General features: G+C 69.5%; 18 protein-coding genes. 7 read left to right on the top strand and 11 right to left on the bottom strand.

The window, feature by feature from the left end:
- Positions 1–137: 137 nt before the first annotated feature.
- Genes BKN37_RS03490 through BKN37_RS03480 form a run of 3 tightly spaced genes read right to left on the bottom strand, consistent with a single transcriptional unit; the run spans position 138 to position 5,309 of the window.
- Positions 138–3,323 (bottom strand): acetyl-CoA carboxylase family protein, encoded by a 3,186-nt coding sequence (locus BKN37_RS03490; RefSeq protein ID WP_071021678.1) that lies wholly within the window; start codon positions 3,321–3,323, stop codon positions 138–140.
- Complete coding sequence (locus BKN37_RS03485) at positions 3,320–4,852, bottom strand: class I adenylate-forming enzyme family protein (RefSeq protein WP_194074228.1); 1,533 nt, start codon at positions 4,850–4,852, stop codon at positions 3,320–3,322. Before BKN37_RS03485 ends, BKN37_RS03490 begins: the two co-directional genes overlap by 4 nt.
- Positions 4,853–4,859: 7 nt before the next feature.
- Positions 4,860–5,309, bottom strand: coding sequence for a hypothetical protein (locus BKN37_RS03480; RefSeq protein WP_071021675.1), 450 nt, complete (start codon positions 5,307–5,309; stop codon positions 4,860–4,862).
- 150 nt (positions 5,310–5,459) lie between these two features.
- On the opposite strand from BKN37_RS03480, the gene BKN37_RS29030 reads away from it, so the two are divergent.
- Complete coding sequence (locus tag BKN37_RS29030) at positions 5,460–5,783, top strand: DUF732 domain-containing protein (protein WP_071021515.1); 324 nt, start codon at positions 5,460–5,462, stop codon at positions 5,781–5,783.
- Positions 5,784–5,806: 23 nt separating this feature from the next.
- Positions 5,807–6,484, top strand: a complete 678-nt coding sequence (locus tag BKN37_RS03470) for a Crp/Fnr family transcriptional regulator (RefSeq protein WP_071021512.1) — start codon at positions 5,807–5,809, stop codon at positions 6,482–6,484.
- A gap of 45 nt (positions 6,485–6,529) precedes the next feature.
- Here BKN37_RS03470 and BKN37_RS03465 read toward each other — a convergent pair whose 3' ends face one another.
- Positions 6,530–7,126, bottom strand: coding sequence for a class I SAM-dependent methyltransferase (locus tag BKN37_RS03465; RefSeq protein WP_071021510.1), 597 nt, complete (start codon positions 7,124–7,126; stop codon positions 6,530–6,532).
- Positions 7,127–7,274: 148 nt separating this feature from the next.
- Here BKN37_RS03465 and BKN37_RS03460 point away from each other — a divergent pair, with 148 nt between their 5' ends.
- Together BKN37_RS03460 and BKN37_RS03455 are read left to right on the top strand one after the other, a co-directional pair.
- Positions 7,275–7,592, top strand: a complete 318-nt coding sequence (locus tag BKN37_RS03460) for a CDGP domain-containing protein (RefSeq protein WP_071021506.1) — start codon at positions 7,275–7,277, stop codon at positions 7,590–7,592.
- A gap of 93 nt (positions 7,593–7,685) precedes the next feature.
- A complete protein-coding gene (locus BKN37_RS03455) occupies positions 7,686–7,973 on the top strand; it encodes a CDGP domain-containing protein (protein WP_071021503.1) in 288 nt (95 codons plus the stop codon).
- A gap of 4 nt (positions 7,974–7,977) precedes the next feature.
- Here BKN37_RS03455 and BKN37_RS03450 read toward each other — a convergent pair whose 3' ends face one another.
- Genes BKN37_RS03450 through dapB form a run of 3 tightly spaced genes read right to left on the bottom strand, consistent with a single transcriptional unit; the run spans position 7,978 to position 9,622 of the window.
- Complete coding sequence (locus BKN37_RS03450; RefSeq protein WP_071021499.1) at positions 7,978–8,433, bottom strand: flavodoxin family protein; 456 nt, start codon at positions 8,431–8,433, stop codon at positions 7,978–7,980.
- Complete coding sequence (locus BKN37_RS03445) at positions 8,430–8,888, bottom strand: hypothetical protein (protein WP_194074221.1); 459 nt, start codon at positions 8,886–8,888, stop codon at positions 8,430–8,432. The genes BKN37_RS03450 and BKN37_RS03445 overlap by 4 nt, the downstream gene beginning before the upstream one ends.
- A complete protein-coding gene (dapB, locus tag BKN37_RS03440) occupies positions 8,885–9,622 on the bottom strand; it encodes a 4-hydroxy-tetrahydrodipicolinate reductase (RefSeq protein WP_071021496.1) in 738 nt (245 codons plus the stop codon). The genes BKN37_RS03445 and dapB overlap by 4 nt, the downstream gene beginning before the upstream one ends.
- Positions 9,623–9,899: 277 nt before the next feature.
- Here dapB and BKN37_RS03435 point away from each other — a divergent pair, with 277 nt between their 5' ends.
- Entirely contained in the window at positions 9,900–10,940 is a 1,041-nt protein-coding gene (locus BKN37_RS03435) for an aspartate/ornithine carbamoyltransferase family protein (protein ID WP_071021492.1), read from the top strand.
- Positions 10,941–10,944: 4 nt separating this feature from the next.
- On the top strand, positions 10,945–12,843 hold the full coding sequence (gene asnB, locus BKN37_RS03430) for an asparagine synthase (glutamine-hydrolyzing) (protein WP_071021487.1): 1,899 nt from the start codon (positions 10,945–10,947) through the stop codon (positions 12,841–12,843).
- Between the two features lie 95 nt (positions 12,844–12,938).
- Here asnB and BKN37_RS03425 read toward each other — a convergent pair whose 3' ends face one another.
- The 4 genes from BKN37_RS03425 to BKN37_RS03410 all read right to left on the bottom strand — a co-directional run bounded on the left by BKN37_RS03425 (position 12,939) and on the right by BKN37_RS03410 (position 17,361).
- Complete coding sequence (locus BKN37_RS03425) at positions 12,939–14,015, bottom strand: PDR/VanB family oxidoreductase (RefSeq protein ID WP_071021484.1); 1,077 nt, start codon at positions 14,013–14,015, stop codon at positions 12,939–12,941.
- Between the two features lie 8 nt (positions 14,016–14,023).
- Entirely contained in the window at positions 14,024–15,769 is a 1,746-nt protein-coding gene (locus BKN37_RS03420) for an SDR family oxidoreductase (RefSeq protein ID WP_071021480.1), read from the bottom strand.
- 63 nt (positions 15,770–15,832) lie between these two features.
- Entirely contained in the window at positions 15,833–16,741 is a 909-nt protein-coding gene (locus BKN37_RS03415) for a metal-dependent hydrolase (protein ID WP_071021668.1), read from the bottom strand.
- A gap of 146 nt (positions 16,742–16,887) precedes the next feature.
- The gene (locus tag BKN37_RS03410; protein ID WP_071021477.1) at positions 16,888–17,361 is read right to left on the bottom strand and encodes an SRPBCC family protein; all 474 of its coding nucleotides are present in this window, start codon (positions 17,359–17,361) and stop codon (positions 16,888–16,890) included.
- 91 nt (positions 17,362–17,452) lie between these two features.
- On the opposite strand from BKN37_RS03410, the gene BKN37_RS03405 reads away from it, so the two are divergent.
- Positions 17,453–17,948 (top strand): alanine dehydrogenase (locus BKN37_RS03405; protein WP_423212755.1); only part of this gene is annotated, 496 nt, incomplete at its 3' end.

Here is a 17,948-nt window from a genome sequence, read left to right as displayed (position 1 = left end):
CGCGGCACCCGAGCCCCGGTGCCCGTGCCCCACGCCCGCCGCGGCGCTATCACCGGCGCTATCCATTTCCAGCGAGTCCACATCCCCGCATTCAGTGCCGCATGAGGCTGATGATGCGATCAGGCTGCCCAAATCAGTTACGGCGCCAACCGACCGATCCAGGCCCGCGAGTCCGCGGGGTCGATCACATCGTCGAGTTCGAATGTGGTCGCCGCATGCAGCGCCTTGCCGCGCTGGTAGGCCGCCTCGACCAGCTTCTCGAACAGCTGCTGGCGCTCGACCGGGTCCGCGGCGGCGGCCAGCTCCTTGCTAAAGCCCAGCCGCACCGCGCCTTCCAGCCCCATCCCGCCGATCTCGCCGGTGGGCCAGGCGACGGTGAACTGCGGGGCGTGAAAGGAGCCGCCGGCCATCGCCATCGCGCCCAGCCCATAGCCCTTGCGTAGCACGATCATCCCGAACGGCACGGTCAGCCGGGCGCTGACGACGAACAGTCGGCCGAAGCGCCGGACCGCGGCCTCCTTCTCGGCGTCCGGTCCGACCATGAAGCCGGGGGTGTCGCACAGCGAAATCACCGGCAGCCGAAACGACTCGCACAGCTCCAGAAAGTCGGCCAATTTGTCGGCGGCCTCGGCGTCGATGGCCCCGCCGAGGTGGTAGCTGTTATTGGCCACCAGCCCGTAGCCGACCCCCTCGACGCGGACCAGCGCGGTGACGATCCCGACCCCGAAGTCGGGGCGCAACGCCAACACCGAGCCGACGTCGACCACCGATTCGATGGCCCGGTGCACGTCGTAGGCCCGCAACCGGTTTTGCGGCACCACGTGTTGGGCCAGCCGCGGGTCCGGGGCCGCCCAGTCGGTGACGCGGCCCTGGAAATACGACAGATACCGCTGGGCCAACGTCACCGCATGCGCCTCGTCGCGGGCGACGATCCCGACCACCCCGTTGCGGCGCTGCACGGCGATCGGGCCGATGTCTTCGGGTCGGTAGACGCCCAGCCCGCCGCCCTCGATCATCGCCGGCCCGCCCATCCCGATATTGGTGTCCGGGGTCGCGATGATCACGTCGCACACCCCGGCCAGCGCGGCGTTGCCGGCAAAACAGCGCCCGGACACGACCGCGATCAGCGGCACCCGGCCGCGCAGCGCGGCCAGCGCGCGAAACGTGGGCACATCGAGTCCGGCCATGCCGCCGACGTCGGTGTCGCCGGGCCGCCCGCCGCCACCCTCGGCGAACAGCACCACCGGCAGCCTTCTGCGCGCAGCCAATTCGAAAACCCGGTCGGTCTTGGCGTGGTTGCGCATGCCCTGGGTGCCGGCCAGCACCGTGTAGTCGTAGGACAGCACGGCCGCTTCGGCACCACCGATCCTGGCCAGACCGGCGACCAGTCCGTCGGCCGGGGTGTTGGCGATCAGGTCCTCCTCGGAGCGGCGGCTGCGCTGCGCGGCCAGCGCTAAGGCCCCGTACTCGATGAAGCTGCCGGAGTCGACCAGATCGGCGATGTTCTCCCGTGCGGTGCGCCGATTCTGGTTGTGCCGCTTGGCGACTGCGGCCGGGCGGCCCTCGTCCCGGGTGCGTCGGTGCCGGTCGCGGATCTCGTCGAGGTCGGCGCGGGGCGCCTCCAGTTCGAGTTCGGCGACCGACCTTTCGCCGGGGTCCCCGGTGCGGGTGAAGATCAGCAACGGGTCACCGGCGCCGACGGTTTGTCCCACCGACACCAGGGCCCGCCCGGTGCGCACCTGCGCCGGTGCGGCCAGCACGTGCTGCATCTTCATCGCCTCCAGCACCACCAGGACGGCGCCGGCCGAGACGTCGGCACCGTCGGGCGCGACCTCGACGACGGTGCCGGCCATCGGGGTGTGCAGCGCCTCCTCCCCCGCGCCCACGTCCGGCGCGCGAACCGCGGGTGCGCTGGCCGCCGCGGGGCCGAGCAACTCGGGAAGCTTGTCCTGCAGCCAACTCGTCGGCACCACCCCGGATTGCAGGTCGGCGTCGGCCAGCAGCTCCCGTAGCACTGCGAGGTTGGTGTGCACGCCGTCGATGCCGAACTCGGCCAGCGCGGCCCGTGCCTTCCGCAGCGCCGCGGGAAACGACGGGCCGCGGGTGTGGGTGATCACCTTCGCCAGCAGCGAGTCGTACCGCGGGCTGACGGCGAGCCCCGGTCGGCCGTAGGTGTCCACCCGCACCCCGGGACCGGTCGGCGGGGCGAAGGTGGTCAGCGTGCCGGCGGTGGGCAGCACCGATCCGTCGACGGCGACGGTTTCGGTGTTGACCCGGGTCTGCACGGCGATGCCGCGGGCCGGCGCCGGCGCACCGGTCGCGGCCACGCCGGCGGCGACGATCCCGGCCGGTAAGCCCAACTCGGGAAACCGGGCACCGCCGGCGATGGCGAGCTGGGTGGCCACCAGGTCGACGCCGGTGACTTCCTCGGTGACGGTGTGCTCGACCTGGATGCGCGGATTGACTTCCAGGAAGACGAATTGGTCTGCGCTGACCAGGAACTCGACCGTGGCCAGCCCGCGGTAGCCGACGCGGGCGCACAGCCGCGCCGCCGCCCGGTGCAAGTCGTGGCGCAGCGACGGCGAAATCCCCTGTGCGGGCGCGATCTCGACCAGCTTCTGGTAGCGGCGCTGGATGCTGCAGTCGCGGTCACCGAGGGCCAGCGCGCGGGTGTCCTCGGCGGTCGGCGCGGCGACGATCTGCACTTCTATGTGGCGGGCGTTGTCGACCAGCGCCTCGGCGAACACCGCGGGGTCGCCGAAGCCGAGTTGTGCTTCGGCGGCGCACCGGCGGTAGGCGTCGTCGATCCGGTCGGCGGTGCGTACGGTGCGCAGCCCGCGCCCGCCGCCACCGGCCAGCGACTTGATCATGATGCCGGCGGGGTGGGCGGCGAAAAACGCGTGCACGTCGGCGACGCTGGCCGGGCCGTCGGTGGCGTCGGGCACCGGCAACCCGGCCGCGAGGGCGGCGCGACGGGCGGCGGTCTTGTCGCCGAACATCTCCAACAGCTCGACCGACGGGCCGACGAAGGTGTGTCCGGCGGCGGCGACGGCGCGGGCGAATGCGGCGTTCTCGGACAAGAACCCGTAGCCGGGATGGATCACCTCGGCGCCGGACCGCTCGGCGGCGGCCAGCACGGCCGCCGCATCCAGGTACGCCGACGGGCCCGCCCCGGGCAGGGCGACGGCGTCATCGGCGGCGTACACGTGTGGGCTGTCGGCGTCGTCCTCGGCGTACACCGCGACGCTGCGCAGCCCAAGCTCGGTGGCGGTGCGGATGATGCGGAGCGCGATCTCACCGCGGTTGGCGATCAGCAGCGTCATCGCAGCGCCGGCCCCCACTGCACCTGCTGGCGCAGCCGATCCTTGCGCAGCTTACCGCTGGCGGTGCGCGGCAGCGCCTCGGTGACCACGGTGATGTATTGCGGGACTTTGAAATCGGCGAGTTGGTCACGGCAGTGGTCCAGCACCGCGGTCAGGTCAACCGGTTCCCGGTCGGCGACCAGCACGGCGCCCACCTTTTCGCCCATCACGTCGTCGGGCACCCCCAGCACACAAGCGTCGGTGACCCCGGGCGCCGACAGCAGCGCCGCCTCCACCTCGACGCTAGACACGTTCTCGCCGCCGCGGTTGATGATGTCCTTGAGCCGGTCGATGAGATGGACCCGGCCGGCGTCGTCGACCCGGACCACGTCCCCGGTGTGTAACCAGCCGTCCACGATGGTGGCGGCGGTGGCCTCCGGCCGGTTCCAGTACCCGCCCATCACGTTGGCGCCGCGCACCACCAGTTCGCCGGTGCGGGGATCGTCGCCGAGCGGCACCACCCCGATGTCCCCGGAGGGCACCGCGTACCCGACCGAGTCGGCGTGCTGCACCGCCTCGGCGTCCGGCAGCACCGTCATCAGCGACGCGGTCTCGGTCATGCCGTAGCCGTTGAACACCGTCGCCGCACCGAAGGCGTCGCGCAGCGCCCGCACCAGCGACGGCGCGATGGGCGCCCCGCCGTAGCCCACCCAGCGCACCCCCGACACGTCGGCGTCGGCGAACGCGTTGTGCCGCAACAACAACGCGTAGATCGCCGGCACGGTCACCAGCGCCGAGATCCGTTCGGCGGGCAGTGCCGCAATCAAGTCGGGCAGGCTCAGCGCGGGCAGGATCACCGCCGCACCCCCGGTGTAGGCGGCGGCCAGCAGCTGGGAGTTGCAGCCGGTCACGTGGAACAGCGGCACCGAGATCAGGGTGCGCAGCCCCTCGCCGATGTCGCGCGGCTGTCCCAACCCGCGCAGCATGTTCTCGGCGTTGGTCACAAACGCCTCGTGACTGGTCGGCACCCCCTTGGGGTGGCCGGTGGTGCCCGAGGTGTAAAACAGCGCGGCGGTGTCGGTGCGGCTCAACCCGTCGACCAGGTACGGGTCGCCGTCGGGCAGCGCGGTGTCGGGCGCGAGATCGATCCGCGCACCGGCGTCGGACAACACGAACTCGACCTCCGGCGCGGCCGAGCGGGTGTTGACCGCGACCGGCACGCCACCGGCCATCAGGGTGCCCCAAAACGCCAACACCCAGTCGATGCCCGCGGGATACCGCACCCCGACCCGGTCGCCGCGGCGCAGCCCGTCCGCGCGCAGCCCGCCGGCCACCCGGCCGGCGCGCTGCCACAGCTGCCGATACGTCAGGCGATCGCCACCGAGTTCCACCACCGCTTCGGCCTCGGGACGTGCCTCCACCTGCTCGGCGAGCATGTCCAGCAGGGTGGCCGGCAGCCGCTCGTAGTGCGCGACGCCGCGGTCATCCCGGATCACCCCGGTGGTCGGGAACGGGTTGTGGTGGCGGGGGATCTCCGTCACGGGAATCATCGTCGTGCTACCCGTCTCGGCGCAGCAGCGCGGACAGGCTTCGCCAGGTGCCGCGCAGCGCGTAGAGGGCCGTCACCGCCGACGCCAGGACCATCACGACGAACATCGGCAGCCAACTGGCCCGCTCGTGATCCACGTTCCACCACACCAGCGTGAACAGCACGGCGCACACGAACAGCACGATGTCGCGCCAATCGCCGTGCAGGGACGTCGCCATCGCCCGCAGTGCCCGACCGCGGTCGAACGTCGCCACCAGATCATCGATGCGGCCGTCGATGGTGCGCTGCAGATCCGCACGCCGCTGCTGTTGCTGCTCCGGTATCCGGTCGAGCAGATCGAGGTCCTGTTTGATCATGGCGCGGATATCGGGGCCCTTGAAGTTTCCCGCCACCACCCCGAGCAGCGCCCCGCCGGCGACGGGTGCGGTGCCCATGACAATGCTGGCCAAACCCGGCATGGTCGCGTCGTCCCCTTCCGTTCGGTCCCCGCGCCACATTACGACCGTGTCCGACGTGCACCAACTACTTCGACAAGCGGGTTGCCAGGGTCGCGGCAGCGGGCCGCAATACAGTGGCATCGTGGCCGCGAGACGATCGGAGTACCGCCGGTGAAGAAATGCGTCTGCGCGGTCGGCGCCGTGCTGGCCGTCGTGGTCGGCCCGCCGGCCGTCGCAACGGCCGGCACCGACGACGACGCGTTTCTGCAGTCCCTCGCCGGCCAGGGCATTACCGGCGACCCAAATCAGCTGGTCGCGGCCGGTCACACCGCCTGCGACGACCTGTCCGGGGTGGCTGTCGGGGAACCCGGGTTTGCCCGGCTCGCGGCGCTGCGCGCCGTCGCCGACGCGCTGCAGCTGCCGCTGGAACCGCAGGCGGACTTCGTCGTGCGCGCCGCCGAGACCGCCTACTGCCCGCAATACGGTGGGTTATGACGCGCGGTGTGGAAAGGGACCAGATGAACGACGCGTTGGCGCGGTCCGGCATCCTCCAGGGCGTCACTCCCGAAGCCGCGGCCGCCCTGATCAGCCACCTGCAGCAGGTCACTTTCCCGCCCGGCCACACGGTATTCGTCGAGAACGAGCCCGGCGATGAGCTCTACGTCATCTTGGCGGGCAGGATCAAGGTCGGCCGCAAGACCGCGGACGGCCGGGAAACGCTGATCACGCTGATGGGCCCCGCCGACATCTTCGGCGAACTCGCGCTGTTCGACCCCGGCCCGAGAACCTCGACGGTCACCACCCTCACCGAGGTCCGCGCGGTGACGATGGACCGTCACGCCTTGCGGGCCTGGATCGTCGAGCGCTCCGAGATCGCTGAACAGTTGCTGCGGGTCTTGGCGCGTCGGCTGCGGCGCACCAACAACACCCTGTGCGACCTGATCTTCACCGATGTGCCGGGGCGGGTGGCCAAGCAACTGCTGGACCTGGCGATGCGGTTCGGCGCGCGCGAGGGCGACACGCTGCGGGTCGATCACGCGCTCAGCCAAACGGAACTCGCTCAGCTGGTGGGCTCCTCACGAGAAACCGTCAACAAGGCGCTGGCGGACTTCACCCAGCGCGGCTGGATCCGGCGGAGCGGCAAAACCATCTTCATCGACCAACCCGCCAAACTCGCCCGCCGCGCGGGATCATGATCGCCTCGGGGCCACAACCAAAGTCGCCCCCGACCCCGGCCAAATTCAGTGGGCTGCCCGCCAGGTGATCAGCACCCGGTTATAGAGCAGCCGCCGCATGCGGGCACCGGGCAACGTGGCCCGCAGGTGGTCGCGCAGCTGCGCCAGCGTCTCCGGCGGCGGCCACTTGATCGGCGCCGAATGCTGCCAGCTGCCTCGCACCCGGACCACGACCCCGCTGGCGATCCACGCCGGGATGTGCCAGGCCGCCTCCCGCAGCGACGGTTTGGCGAAGGTCACCACGGCGAGGACGCCGCCGGGGCTCACCAGCGAGCCCAGCCGCCGCAACGCGGCCCGGGTGTCCTCGAGGTGATGCAGGGCGGCGTTGGAGACCACCGCATCGAAGCCCCGCGCGGGCAGGTCGGCGGTCATGATGTCCGCGTGGACCCAGTCGACCGGCAGCGCCGGGAACCGGGCCCGGGCCCGCTCCAGGACGGGCGCGTCGAGGTCCATCGCGGTAACCCGCGGCACCCGGCGGGACAGCCGGGCGGCGAGGAATCCGTCGCCGCATCCGACGTCGAGAACCCGCCGCGCGGTGGGCGACACCTGGGCATCGAGCAGCCGATCGTAGTGAATGTTGATGTTCCACGGTCGGTCGGCCATCCGAGCTGTATACCACCGCCGCGGGTCGCCCGGCTCGCCTACTGGACGTGGCGCAAAAGTCGGCGTATACCACCAGGTAGAGACGCTGAACAGGCCGCATTGTGACCGGTTCCGTATCCGCCACCATCCATCGGGCGGGAGGGACACCATGTCATCCGCATACCGCCGTCACCGCATCGCCGCCGGGGCGGCGGGCGTCATTGCCGCCGGAGCCGCCGTCGCTGCGCTGATCACCGCCCCCGCCTCGCGCGCCGATCCGGGTGCCGGGTGTGAGAACCAGGACCTCGGGACCGTCTGCGACGGCCCGATCCGCCCGGACAACACGTTCAAACGCTGCAGCGCGGTAGGCGCGCTGTACATCGGTAAGGGCCGTTTCCTGCCGGCTCGCGAGGCCTGCTGGGTCGTCGACCTGAACACCAACCCGGACTTCGGGGCCGGCCTGCCGCCGTACCACATCGGCGGATAGCAAACACCGCCAACGACGGGCGCACCGGAGGTAGTCTCATTGCCCAGCCGTGCTGGGCGGCGCGCCAGCGATCACGCGGGAAGGGGCGGAACCGTGAAGCGATACATCTTCGCCGGACTGGTTGGCGTGCTGATGGGCGGGGGGCTGATCGTGTCGGCGCCGACGGCCAGCGCGGGATGCATCGACGCCCAGTTGCTGCTGTTCCCCGGCACCCCGAAGTGCGACGGCCCCATCCTGCCCGATGGCTCGTGGCGACGCTGCGTGGTCTACTCCGCCCCGCCCGGCGACCCGTACTCCCAGCCGGACTGTCACCTGATGGGGCCGAACGTGGAGCACATCGTCCACCCGTTTTATGACCCGCCGACCCACATCGACCCGTAAGGTCCTACCCCATCAGCTGGGCGGCCACCGTCGCACCGAGTTCCCAGCACGCCTCGAGGTCGTTCTTGGTCGGCTTACCCGAAACCAGCACGTATTCCGCGGCTTTCGTCCAACCCAGCCCGGTGGTGATCGAGTCGACGGCGCGCTCGGCCCCTTCGGTGCCCTCGTTACCGTGCAGGTACAGCCCGAACGGTCGCCCCCGGGTGGAATCCAGGATCGGGTAATAACAGACGTCGAAGGCGTGCTTGAGGGCGCCGCTGACATAGCCCAGATTGGCCGGGCTGCCCAGCAGGTAACCGTCGGCGTCCAGCATGTCGGCCGGGGAGACGCTCAACGCGGGCCGACGTACCACCTGCACGCCCTCGATCTCGGGGTCGGTGGCGCCGGACAGCACCGCCTCGAACAGTTGTTGGCAGTACGGCGACGGGGTGTGATGCACGATCAGCAGCGATTTCGTCATTCGCGTCCCTGCAGCTCGACGGCTTTTTTCATCGCCGCCCGGGCGCGGCGCCGGTCCCCGGCGTAGTCGTAGGCCCGCGCCACCCGATACCAGCGCCGCCAATTCTCCGGGTCGCTGTCCAGTTCGTCACGGACGGTGGCGAACAGGGCGTCGGCCGCGTCCCGCTCGATGCGACCGGACGGCCGGCGCGGTAACGCGCTGACGTCGAGCTCCAGCCCGTCCTCGGCGATGAGCCGGGCCAGCTTCTGGTGGGCGAACCCGGCCCGCAGGGTCGCGATCATGGCCCACAGCCCGATCACCGGCAGGGCCAGCAGCGCCACACCCAGACCGACGGCCGCGGCCCGCCCGGAGCTGATCATGAGCACCGCGATGCGGCCGAGCAGCCCGAGGTACAGCAGCATCGCCAGGCACATGAAGGCGATCAGCAGCTGGGTCCCCACGCTGCGTGGGATCATTGCAGGTCAAGCAGCGGTTCTAGGCCGATGGTGAGGCCGGGACGCTCGGCGATGCCGCGCACCGCCAGCAACACCCCGGGCACGAACGAGGTGCGGTCCAGGCTGTCATGCCGGATGGTCAGGGTCTCCCCCGCGGTGCCGAACAGCACCTCCTGGTGAGCGACCAGCCCCGCCAACCGCACCGAATGCACGGGGATGCCGTCGACATCGGCGCCGCGCGCCCCCGGCAGACCGGTGCTGGTGGCATCGGGGTTGGGCGGCAAGTCTTTTCGGGCCGCAGCGATCAGTTGAGCGGTCCGAGCGGCAGTGCCCGACGGGGCGTCGGCCTTGTGCGGGTGATGCAGTTCGATGACCTCCACCGATTCATAGAAGCGGGCGGCCTGGGCGGCGAAATGCATGGACAGCACCGCACCGATCGCGAAATTGGGGGCGATCAGCACCGCGGTACCCGGTTTGGCGTCCAACCACGACCGCACCTGGTCCAGCCGCTGCGCGGTGAAGCCGGTGGTGCCGACGACGGCGTGAATCCCGTTGTCGATCAAGAATTTCAGATTGTCCATCACGACGTCGGGGTGGGTGAAATCGATCACCACCTCGGTGCCGCTGTCGGTCAGCAGGCCCATCGGGTCACCGGCGTCGACCTGCGCGGACAGGGTCAGATCCTCGGCGGCCTCCACGGCCGCCACCATCGTCGCGCCGACCTTGCCCTTGGCGCCCAACACTCCCACTCGCATGGGTTAGAGACTAGCCGGGCATGGACAACGTCACCGATTGCCGGTACACAGGAGGAGATGCAGCAGTGTGGCCGCCACCCCGGGCACCGCGGTACCTGCGTCCCTGATCACCAGTCGACCCGCCCGGCATTTAGCCTGGTCATCCGGGGTTTTGACCCGCTCGGGTGTGAGAACCGCCGCCACCGGGTATTGCTTTCGGGCCGCGACTCATTGACCGAAGGATTGTCCACTTAAGTCACCGCTAAGCAGGTTTGAGTCCACGCGTGGGGAGACTGTAATGACCCTGGCCGAATTGCCGACCGCCGTCGGCCGTCGAGTGACCGACCCAAGACCGCTGGCCAAAGACGTCTCGGCCGAGTTCGATCAGATGTCCGGCCGGACCGTGGTCTCGGCGCTGGATATGACCACGCGTGAGCTTTTCGACCTCTTCTCGGTTGCCGCGCGGCTGCAGAGCGGGGTGACGGCCACCGACGCGCTGCACGGGACGATCGTGCTCACCGCGTTCTTCGAGCCCAGCACCAGGACCCGACTCTCCTTCGAATCGGCCGCCCACCGGCTGGGCGCCTCGGTGATCAGCATCCCCGACGCGGAACACACCAGCGTGGACAAAGGGGAATCGCTGGCCGACACCGGGATCATGTTCGACGCCTACGCCGACATCGTGGTGCTGCGCCACTTCGCGGACAGTGTGATCGAGGACATCCGCGCGCACGGCATGACGACCCCGCTGATCAACGGCGGCAACGGCCGCCGGGAACACCCCACCCAGGCCATCGCGGACTGGTATGCGCTGGTGAAATGGCGTCCCCAGCTGGCCGAGCGGTGCACCGGCGGCGACCGGCTCTCGCTGGGCATCCTCGGGGCGCCGCGCCGGATGCGCTCGCTGCGCAGCTTCCTGCTGATGGGCGCCCGGCACTTCTGCACGAGTGTCCGCGACATCACCATCATTTCCGACGATCCGCAACCGCTGGATGATGAGGTCGCGGCGCTGCTGGACCAGCAGCGCATCGAGTACCGGTGCACCACCGAATTCGCTGCGAACGCACCGGAATTCGATGTCATCTACCAGAACTCGCTCGGGTTGGAGGGACACAAGTATCGCGAACTGGAGCCGAAGTACCGCGTCGACTCCAGCACCGCCCTCAAGCCGGGTGCGGTCGTCATGCATCCGCTGGCGCGGCACGACGAGCTGGGAACCGACCTCGACGACACACCCCACAACCTGTATTTCGACCAAGCCGCGGGTGCGGTGTTTGTCCGACAAGCCTTACTGCTGGCGATCAGCGGTCGGCGCGACGCGTTAGGTAACGAAATCTGACTGTATGTGTGGCATAACAGGATTCTGGACTCTGCAACGGCTCGGGCCGGACGCGCCCGACATCGTCGACCGCATGACCGACACCCTGGGGCATCGCGGCCCGGACGGTCCCGGCACCGCGCTGCACCCCGAGTCGGGGCTGGCGATGGGGCATGTCCGGTTGGCGATCAACGACCTCAGCCCCGGCGGCAAACAGCCGCTGTCGGCGGCCGCCGGCGACGTCGTGGCGACCGTCGCCGGCGAGATTTACGGCTTCCAGCGGATGCGGGCCGAACTGACCGCGGCCGGCGAAAGCTTTCACTCCAAATCCGACAGCGAATTGGTGCTAGCCCTGTACCGGCGCTACGGGTTGGATTTCGTGCAGCATCTGCGCGGCGAATACGCGATCGCCCTCGTCGATTTGGCCCGCGACCGGCTGGTGTTGGTCCGGGACCGGTTCGGGGTGCGGCCACTGTTTTTCCACCCGGGCACCGAGATGGTGGGCTGGGCGTCGGAAGCCAAGGCGCTGTTGGAGCATCCGGCGGTGCCGCGTCGGCTGTCGCGGTCGGCCGCGGTGAACCAGCTGGTCCAGGTCATGGTGCCCGGCTCCACGGCATTCGAGGGCATCGAATCGGTGCGGCCCGGCCACCTGGTGGTGGTCGACCGGTGCGACGGCCGGTTCCGGGTCCGCACCCAGCGGTACTGGGACCTGGATTTCCCGCACGACGGCGAATGGGATGATCTCGAACCGCAGCAGCATGTCGAGGCGGTGCGGTCGGCGATTACCGACGCGGTCGCGTTACGCATTCAGGCCGATGTCCCGGTGGGCCAATACCTGTCCGGGGGCATGGATAGCGGCGCGATCTTGGGGATGGCCAGCGCGGTGGCGCAAACCTCCCCGCAGGCGTTCACGATCGGTTTCGAGGATCCCGCCTACGACGAGTCCGACATCGCCACCAAGGTCGCCGAACACAACGACGCCCAGCTGCAGATTCGGCGCATCGGGGAGGGCCAACTCTACGACGACAACTACGTGCGGGCGGTGTGGCACAGCGAGCGGACCTTCTACAACACGCTCGGGGTGGCCAAGATGCTGCTCAGCCAAACCACCCATGCCGCGGGATTCCGCGCGGTGCTCTCCGGGGAGGGCGCCGACGAGTTGTTCGCCGGCTACCCGGCGTTCGCCCTCGACCACGCCTCCGGGCAGCTGAACCCGGCCGATGACCTGTTCGTCGGGGCGATCCTGGCGGCCCAACCGCAGCGCCATCCGGGCTTCGACCGGGTTATGGGCTTCACCCCGGGCTGGGTGCAGCCGTGGGTGTCGGCCTGGCATCGGGTCAAACCGCTGCTGGCCGACGGGCTGCTCGAGGATCTCGGCGGCTACGACCCGCTGGAGGCGGTGGCGCAAAGCCTGGATCCGGGTCAGCTCGAGCATCGCGGCCGGCTGGATAAGGCGCAGTACAGCTGGATCAAAACCATGCTGGACGGGCAGATCCTGAGCTGGGGCGGGGACCGGATGGACATGTCGCACGCCGTGGAGACCCGGCCGGCGCTGCTGGATCATCGGGTCGCCGAGACGGCGGTGCGGGTGCCGCCGGGCCTGCGGATCCGGGAGGGCACCGAGAAGTGGGTGCTGCGCGAAGCGCTGCGCTACGCGATGCCCGACTTCTTGTACCGCAAACGCAAATTCGCGTTCATGGCGCCGCCCGCGCATCGCTCGATGACCCAGTCGGCGCGGCTGTCCCGGTTGACCGACCGGTACTTGAGCCCGGACCGGATCGCCGCGGGGGGGATCTGCTCCCCGAACCGCACCCGCCGGTTTTTGACCGAGGTGCCCGCCGACAACGCCGCCGCCAACGAGCACGACAAGATCCACAATCACCTGCTGGGGCTGCACATCCTGCACGACCTGTTCGTCGCCTGACTCGCCTGTCCGCGGCCTCACCGGTCGCGAACGTGCGCGAAATGCCAGTCTTGCAGCGGTTTTGCGTACATTTGCGCACGCTCGCCGGGTAGGGCTTAGGCGTCGAGGACCACCCGGCCGTCGGCGGCCCGCGAGACACAGACCAGCATCTCGTCGTCGCCCTCGGCGACGCGGCCGCGCCGATCCACCTGGCCGGCCAGCACCTTGACCTTGCAGGTGCCGCAGAACCCCTGCCGGCAGGAGTACGGGGTGGTGGGATCCGCGTCGACCATGACGTCGAGCGCCGAGCGATCCGCCGGCACCGCCAGCACCCGCCGCGAGCGGGCCAACTCCACCTCGAACGGCGCGCCGTCCACCACCGGGGGCGGGCTGAACCGTTCGTAGTGCAGCGGCGCGTTGGCGTGCTCGTCGCGGGCGATGCGCACCGCCTCCAGCATCTCGGCCGGCCCGCACACGTACACCGCGGTCGTCGGGCCGGCGTCGGCCAGCAGGTCCGCGGTGCCGGCGAACCCGCCGCGCTCATCGTCGGCCCACACGGTGACCCGGTCCGGGTCCACCGCCAGCACCTCATCCAGCAGCGGCATGTCACCCCGGCTGCGTCCGGCATACACCGCGCGCCAGTCGATTCCGCGAGCGTGCGCCTCCACCAGCATTGGCAAGATGGGCGTCACCCCGATGCCGCCGATCACGAACAGCACGTCGTGCTCCCCGGTGCCGAGGTAGAACGCGTTGCGGGGCCCTTCGAACAGCAGGGTGTCGCCCTCGGCGTAGCTGTCGTGCATTTCGATCGACCCGCCGCCACCGTCGGCCAGACGCCGCACCGCGATGCGGTAGTCGGTGCGCCGCCCGGGCGGGCCGCACAGCGAGTACTGGCGGCGCCGGCCCGACGGCAGCTGGACGTCGATGTGCCCGCCGGGCGTCCAGGACGGCAGCAGTCCACCCTGCGGGTCGGCCAACGTCAGCGCCACCACGTCCGGGGTGAGCATTTCGCGTTTGGTGACCGTCGCGGCGATGGTGCGCCGCACCGGCGTCACCCGCGACGGGTCCCAGCGCGAGACTTTCGCGAAGCCGCCGAACAGCTGCACGGCACCGTATAACGCGGCGTAGAACCGGTCGTGTTTGCGACGCCCGTACAGGTCGGTGGGCCGGGTTTTCCAAATCTGTTGGGACATGGTGGGTTTTAGTTTTGGCGGATGTCGTAGCGGGCGAGGAGTCGTAGTGTGGTGGGGCTGATGCGGCGCATGGCGTAGCCGAGTTTGGATTCGGTGGCGATGGGCACTACGGGTGGGCCGGTGCGGATGGCTTTGACGATGGCTTTGGCGGTGGCTTCGGGGGTGTAGTTGCGGCGTCGGTAAGCGGCGTCGGCTTTGGCGCGGGCGCGGTCTTGCTGTTCGGCGCTCATGCCGGCGTAGACGGTGGTTTTGGCGATGTTGGTGTTGACGAAGCCGGGGCAGACCGCGGTGACGGTGATGCCGTCGTCGGCCAAATCGGCGCGCAGCGATTCGCTGAACGCCAGCACGGCGGCTTTGGTGGTGCTGTAGGCGACCATGGATTTCGACGGCAGGTACGCCGACGCCGAGGACACGTTGATGATGGTGCCGCCCTGGCCGCGCTGCACCATCTGCGCGGCGAACGCGCGGCTGCCGTTGATCACCCCGCGCAGGTTGACCCCCAAGATGGCGTCCCAGTGCTCGGGGGTGGTCTCCAAAAACCGGCCCGCCATGCCGATGCCGGCGTTGTTGATCAGGATGTCGACCACCCCGTGCTCGGTGGCCACCTGGGCGGCAAGGTCATTGATGGCCTTCTCGTCGGTGACGTCGACCTGATACACCGCCGCCTGCGCGCCCGCGGCGCGCACGGCCTGGGCGGTTTCGGTGGCGCCAGCGCGGTCGCGGTCCACGATGATCACGGTGCGGGCGCCCTGGCGGGCCAGCTCCACCGCGGTGGCCCGCCCGATCCCGGCACCCGCGCCGGTGATCAACGCCAGCGTGCCCCGCACATCCCGGCGGCCGGGGCCGACCTCGGTCGCCTCGACCGACGCGACGCCGGCCTCGGCGCGGTCCACCCATTCGGCGGTCAACCGGGCAATCACGTCAGGGCGCGCGGTGACCACCCAGTGCCCGCCCTCGATCGACACCACCCGGCCACCGGACGGGATGGATCCGGTGAACCGCTGCAACGCGGGGGTGACGAAGATGTCGCGGCGCGGCGCCAGCACCTGCACCGCCACGGTGGTCGACGGCAGCGGCGTCGCCGGTGACAGTAGTGGTGCCGGCATATTGGCCCGATACAAGTTCAGGCCATTGCGGTAGTCGCCGCGGCTGCGGGGCACGCTGCGGTGTTGGGTGCGGGTGCTCGAGCGCCCGATGCGCTCCAAGGCGTCAACAACTTTGCCGCCCAACCCGGAACCGAACAGCGCCTCGGGCAGCCGCGGAGTCAAAAACAGCCAGATATAGCCGGACGCCAGCACCTGTTTGGCGACGTCGACCACCCCGCGCGGGCGCCGCGGCGACCGCAAGAACGCGCCGCCGTAATCCAGATGCGGACCCGAAATCGACGTATACGACCCGACTTTCGGCATCAGGGCGGGGTCGGTGACCGCCGCCCAACCCTGAATCGACCCCCAGTCATGCCCCAACAAATGCACGGTGTCGACCCCCAAATGCGCAATCACCGCACCAAGATCATCAACCAGCTGGCCGAACCGGTACCCCGACCGGCCCGCCGGCGCCGACGACTCCCCAGCCCCCCGCACGTCATAAGCCACAAAGTTATAGCGCCCACCGAGGCACTCGGCCACCCCATCCCACACGTGGTGGTTATCCGGGTAACCATGAATCGCCAGAATGGTGGGCCGGGCCGCATCAATCTCGGTGTAGCGGTGTACCGCGAGGGTGACACCGTCCGACGCGGTCACTCTACTCATCGGCGGCGCTCCTCCTCAGGACGTCGTTCTGCAGCGTCGCCACCGCGACTCATCGGGTTCCTGTCAGTGGGTGGCACGGGCGGCCGGCGAGATCGCCAGATAGTTGACGGCGCGCTCTACCCCACCGAGCTCGGACGGATGAAAACTCGGCTTGTAGTAGGCGCCGATCACCCGGATGAACTCGAACGGTGCGGGGACCAAACGGCGTCGCGCCGCGATAAACCAGTCCCGCCAACGGGGTTTGGTGCCCGGCGGCAGCTCCGGGTCCACCGAGTACATGAACCGCAGCCCGCGCACCCACAGCCACAGCATCAGCGGGGTGACGATCAGCTGGGTGCGGACCTGCCGCCAGTAGCCGGCCTTGAGGTGCTTCATCACGTCGAAGGCGACGGCCTTGTGTTCGACCTCTTCGGCGCCGTGCCAGCGCAGCATGTCCATCATCACCGGATCGGTGCCCAGCGCGTCGTGTTCGGGGGTGTCCAGCACCCACTCCCCCAGGATCGCGGTGTAGTGCTCGACGGCCGCCACCAGCGCCACCCGCTCCAGCATCCACTTCTGTTGCCGGCGTTCGCTCCACCAGGGCCGGTCGCCCAGCAGCTTCTCGAACAACCAGTGCACCTGGTCGGTGAACGGCGACATGTCGATGCCCTTGGCGGCAAAGTAGTCGACCACGCCGGTGTGCGCCTGGGCGTGGGTGGCCTCCTGGCCGATGAAGCCCTGCACATCCAGCCGCAGTTGGTCGTCGGCGATGAGCGGCAGCGCCTGCTTGAACAGCTCGACGAAGAACTCCTCGCCAGCCGGCAACAGCAGGTGCAGCACATTGCAGAAATGGGTGCTGAACGGCTCGTTCGGCACATAGTGCACGGGCAGGGTCGACCAGTCGAACTTGACGTCGCGCGCCTCTAACACGATGCGTTCGTGATCGAGGGAGGCGTCGTGCGGGCCCGCCGCCCGATCATCAACCGTGAGCATCATGACCTCCCACCCGAGTTTACAAATATGCTTGATTTGTCGTCGATATAGACATTACTGGCTAGTAAGTATAGCCGTTGCCCGCGCATGAGGGAAGATCACGGTACCGCGGGTACCTGGAATTAGCGATGCCGTGCCGCGGCGGCTCAGGCGGCTTCGGCGCGCTGTTTGAGGCGGTGCAGGGTAAGTCGGATGTGCTCGGTGTTGGCGGCGGTGCGGTCGCTGACCCCAGTGGTCCACCGGGTGATGCCCCGAATCCAGCCCGGCCGCCGATCCCAGGTGCTCTCGGTGACCCGGCAGCCGTCGTCGACGGCGGTGATCTCGTAGCGCCAGTGCGCCACCGGGATGATCGCGGCACGCACGTCGAACCCGAAGGTGCGGCCGGGTTCGGCGGCGGTGACGGTGCAGGTCGTGCTCCAGCGTCGGGTGCCGTGGCGGTTCTCCCCGGTGAACACCGCGCCCGGCCGCGCCGCATCCCCGTCGCGCCACCGCATGGCGACCGCCTCCTCGGCCAGGTCGGCCAGCACCGCTAAGTCGGTGATCAGCGCGTACACCGACTCCGGGCTGGCGTTGATCTGCACGCTGGCGGACACGGAGGGTGGGCCGGCCACGTCGCTCATGTCGCCGAGCTTAACCAGGCCCGCGTCGCCGACCGGTGCACAAGTGGCGAATGTGACTGGCGATGCCCGGAACTTTCTTCACAATGGAGGTATGCGTGTCGGGATTCCGGCGGAAGTCAAGAACAACGAGTTCCGGGTGGCCATCACCCCGGCCGGCGTCGCCGAACTGACCCGACGCGGTCACGAGGTGCTCATCCAAACCGGCGCCGGCGAGGGATCGGCGATCAGCGACGCCGATTTCAAGACCGCCGGCGCGCGCCTGATCGGCACCGCCGAGCAGGTGTGGGGCGAGGCGGACCTGCTGCTCAAGGTCAAGGAGCCGATCGCCAGCGAATACCCGCTGCTGCGCCGCGGACAGACCCTGTTCACCTTCCTACACCTGGCGGCCTCCCGGCCGTGCACCGAGGCGCTGCTGGCCGCCGGCACCACCTCGATCGCCTACGAGACGGTGCAGACCGCCCGCGGCGCGCTGCCACTGCTGGCCCCGATGAGCGAGGTCGCCGGCCGGTTGTCGGCCCAGGTCGGCGCCTACCACCTGATGCGCACCCACGGCGGCCGTGGGCTGCTGATGGGTGGGGTGCCCGGGG

The organism is Mycobacterium talmoniae (assembly GCF_001854525.1).
In the GTDB taxonomy this organism is placed as follows: domain Bacteria; phylum Actinomycetota; class Actinomycetes; order Mycobacteriales; family Mycobacteriaceae; genus Mycobacterium; species Mycobacterium talmoniae.
Note: the sequence above shows the minus strand (reverse complement) of the source record. Positions and strands in the feature narration are given on the sequence as shown.

Coding starts and splice junctions, on each gene's coding strand:
- BKN37_RS03490 (WP_071021678.1), bottom strand. CDS start 3,323: ATGACGCTGCTGATCGCCAACCGCGGTGAGATCGCGCTCCGCATCATC.
- BKN37_RS03485 (WP_194074228.1), bottom strand. CDS start 4,852: ATGATTCCCGTGACGGAGATCCCCCGCCACCACAACCCGTTCCCGACC.
- BKN37_RS03480 (WP_071021675.1), bottom strand. CDS start 5,309: ATGCCGGGTTTGGCCAGCATTGTCATGGGCACCGCACCCGTCGCCGGC.
- BKN37_RS03470 (WP_071021512.1), top strand. CDS start 5,807: ATGAACGACGCGTTGGCGCGGTCCGGCATCCTCCAGGGCGTCACTCCC.
- BKN37_RS03465 (WP_071021510.1), bottom strand. CDS start 7,126: ATGGCCGACCGACCGTGGAACATCAACATTCACTACGATCGGCTGCTC.
- BKN37_RS03460 (WP_071021506.1), top strand. CDS start 7,275: ATGTCATCCGCATACCGCCGTCACCGCATCGCCGCCGGGGCGGCGGGC.
- BKN37_RS03450 (WP_071021499.1), bottom strand. CDS start 8,433: ATGACGAAATCGCTGCTGATCGTGCATCACACCCCGTCGCCGTACTGC.
- BKN37_RS03445 (WP_194074221.1), bottom strand. CDS start 8,888: ATGATCCCACGCAGCGTGGGGACCCAGCTGCTGATCGCCTTCATGTGC.
- dapB (WP_071021496.1), bottom strand. CDS start 9,622: ATGCGAGTGGGAGTGTTGGGCGCCAAGGGCAAGGTCGGCGCGACGATG.
- BKN37_RS03435 (WP_071021492.1), top strand. CDS start 9,900: ATGACCCTGGCCGAATTGCCGACCGCCGTCGGCCGTCGAGTGACCGAC.
- asnB (WP_071021487.1), top strand. CDS start 10,945: ATGTGTGGCATAACAGGATTCTGGACTCTGCAACGGCTCGGGCCGGAC.
- BKN37_RS03425 (WP_071021484.1), bottom strand. CDS start 14,015: ATGTCCCAACAGATTTGGAAAACCCGGCCCACCGACCTGTACGGGCGT.
- BKN37_RS03420 (WP_071021480.1), bottom strand. CDS start 15,769: ATGAGTAGAGTGACCGCGTCGGACGGTGTCACCCTCGCGGTACACCGC.
- BKN37_RS03415 (WP_071021668.1), bottom strand. CDS start 16,741: ATGCTCACGGTTGATGATCGGGCGGCGGGCCCGCACGACGCCTCCCTC.
- BKN37_RS03410 (WP_071021477.1), bottom strand. CDS start 17,361: ATGAGCGACGTGGCCGGCCCACCCTCCGTGTCCGCCAGCGTGCAGATC.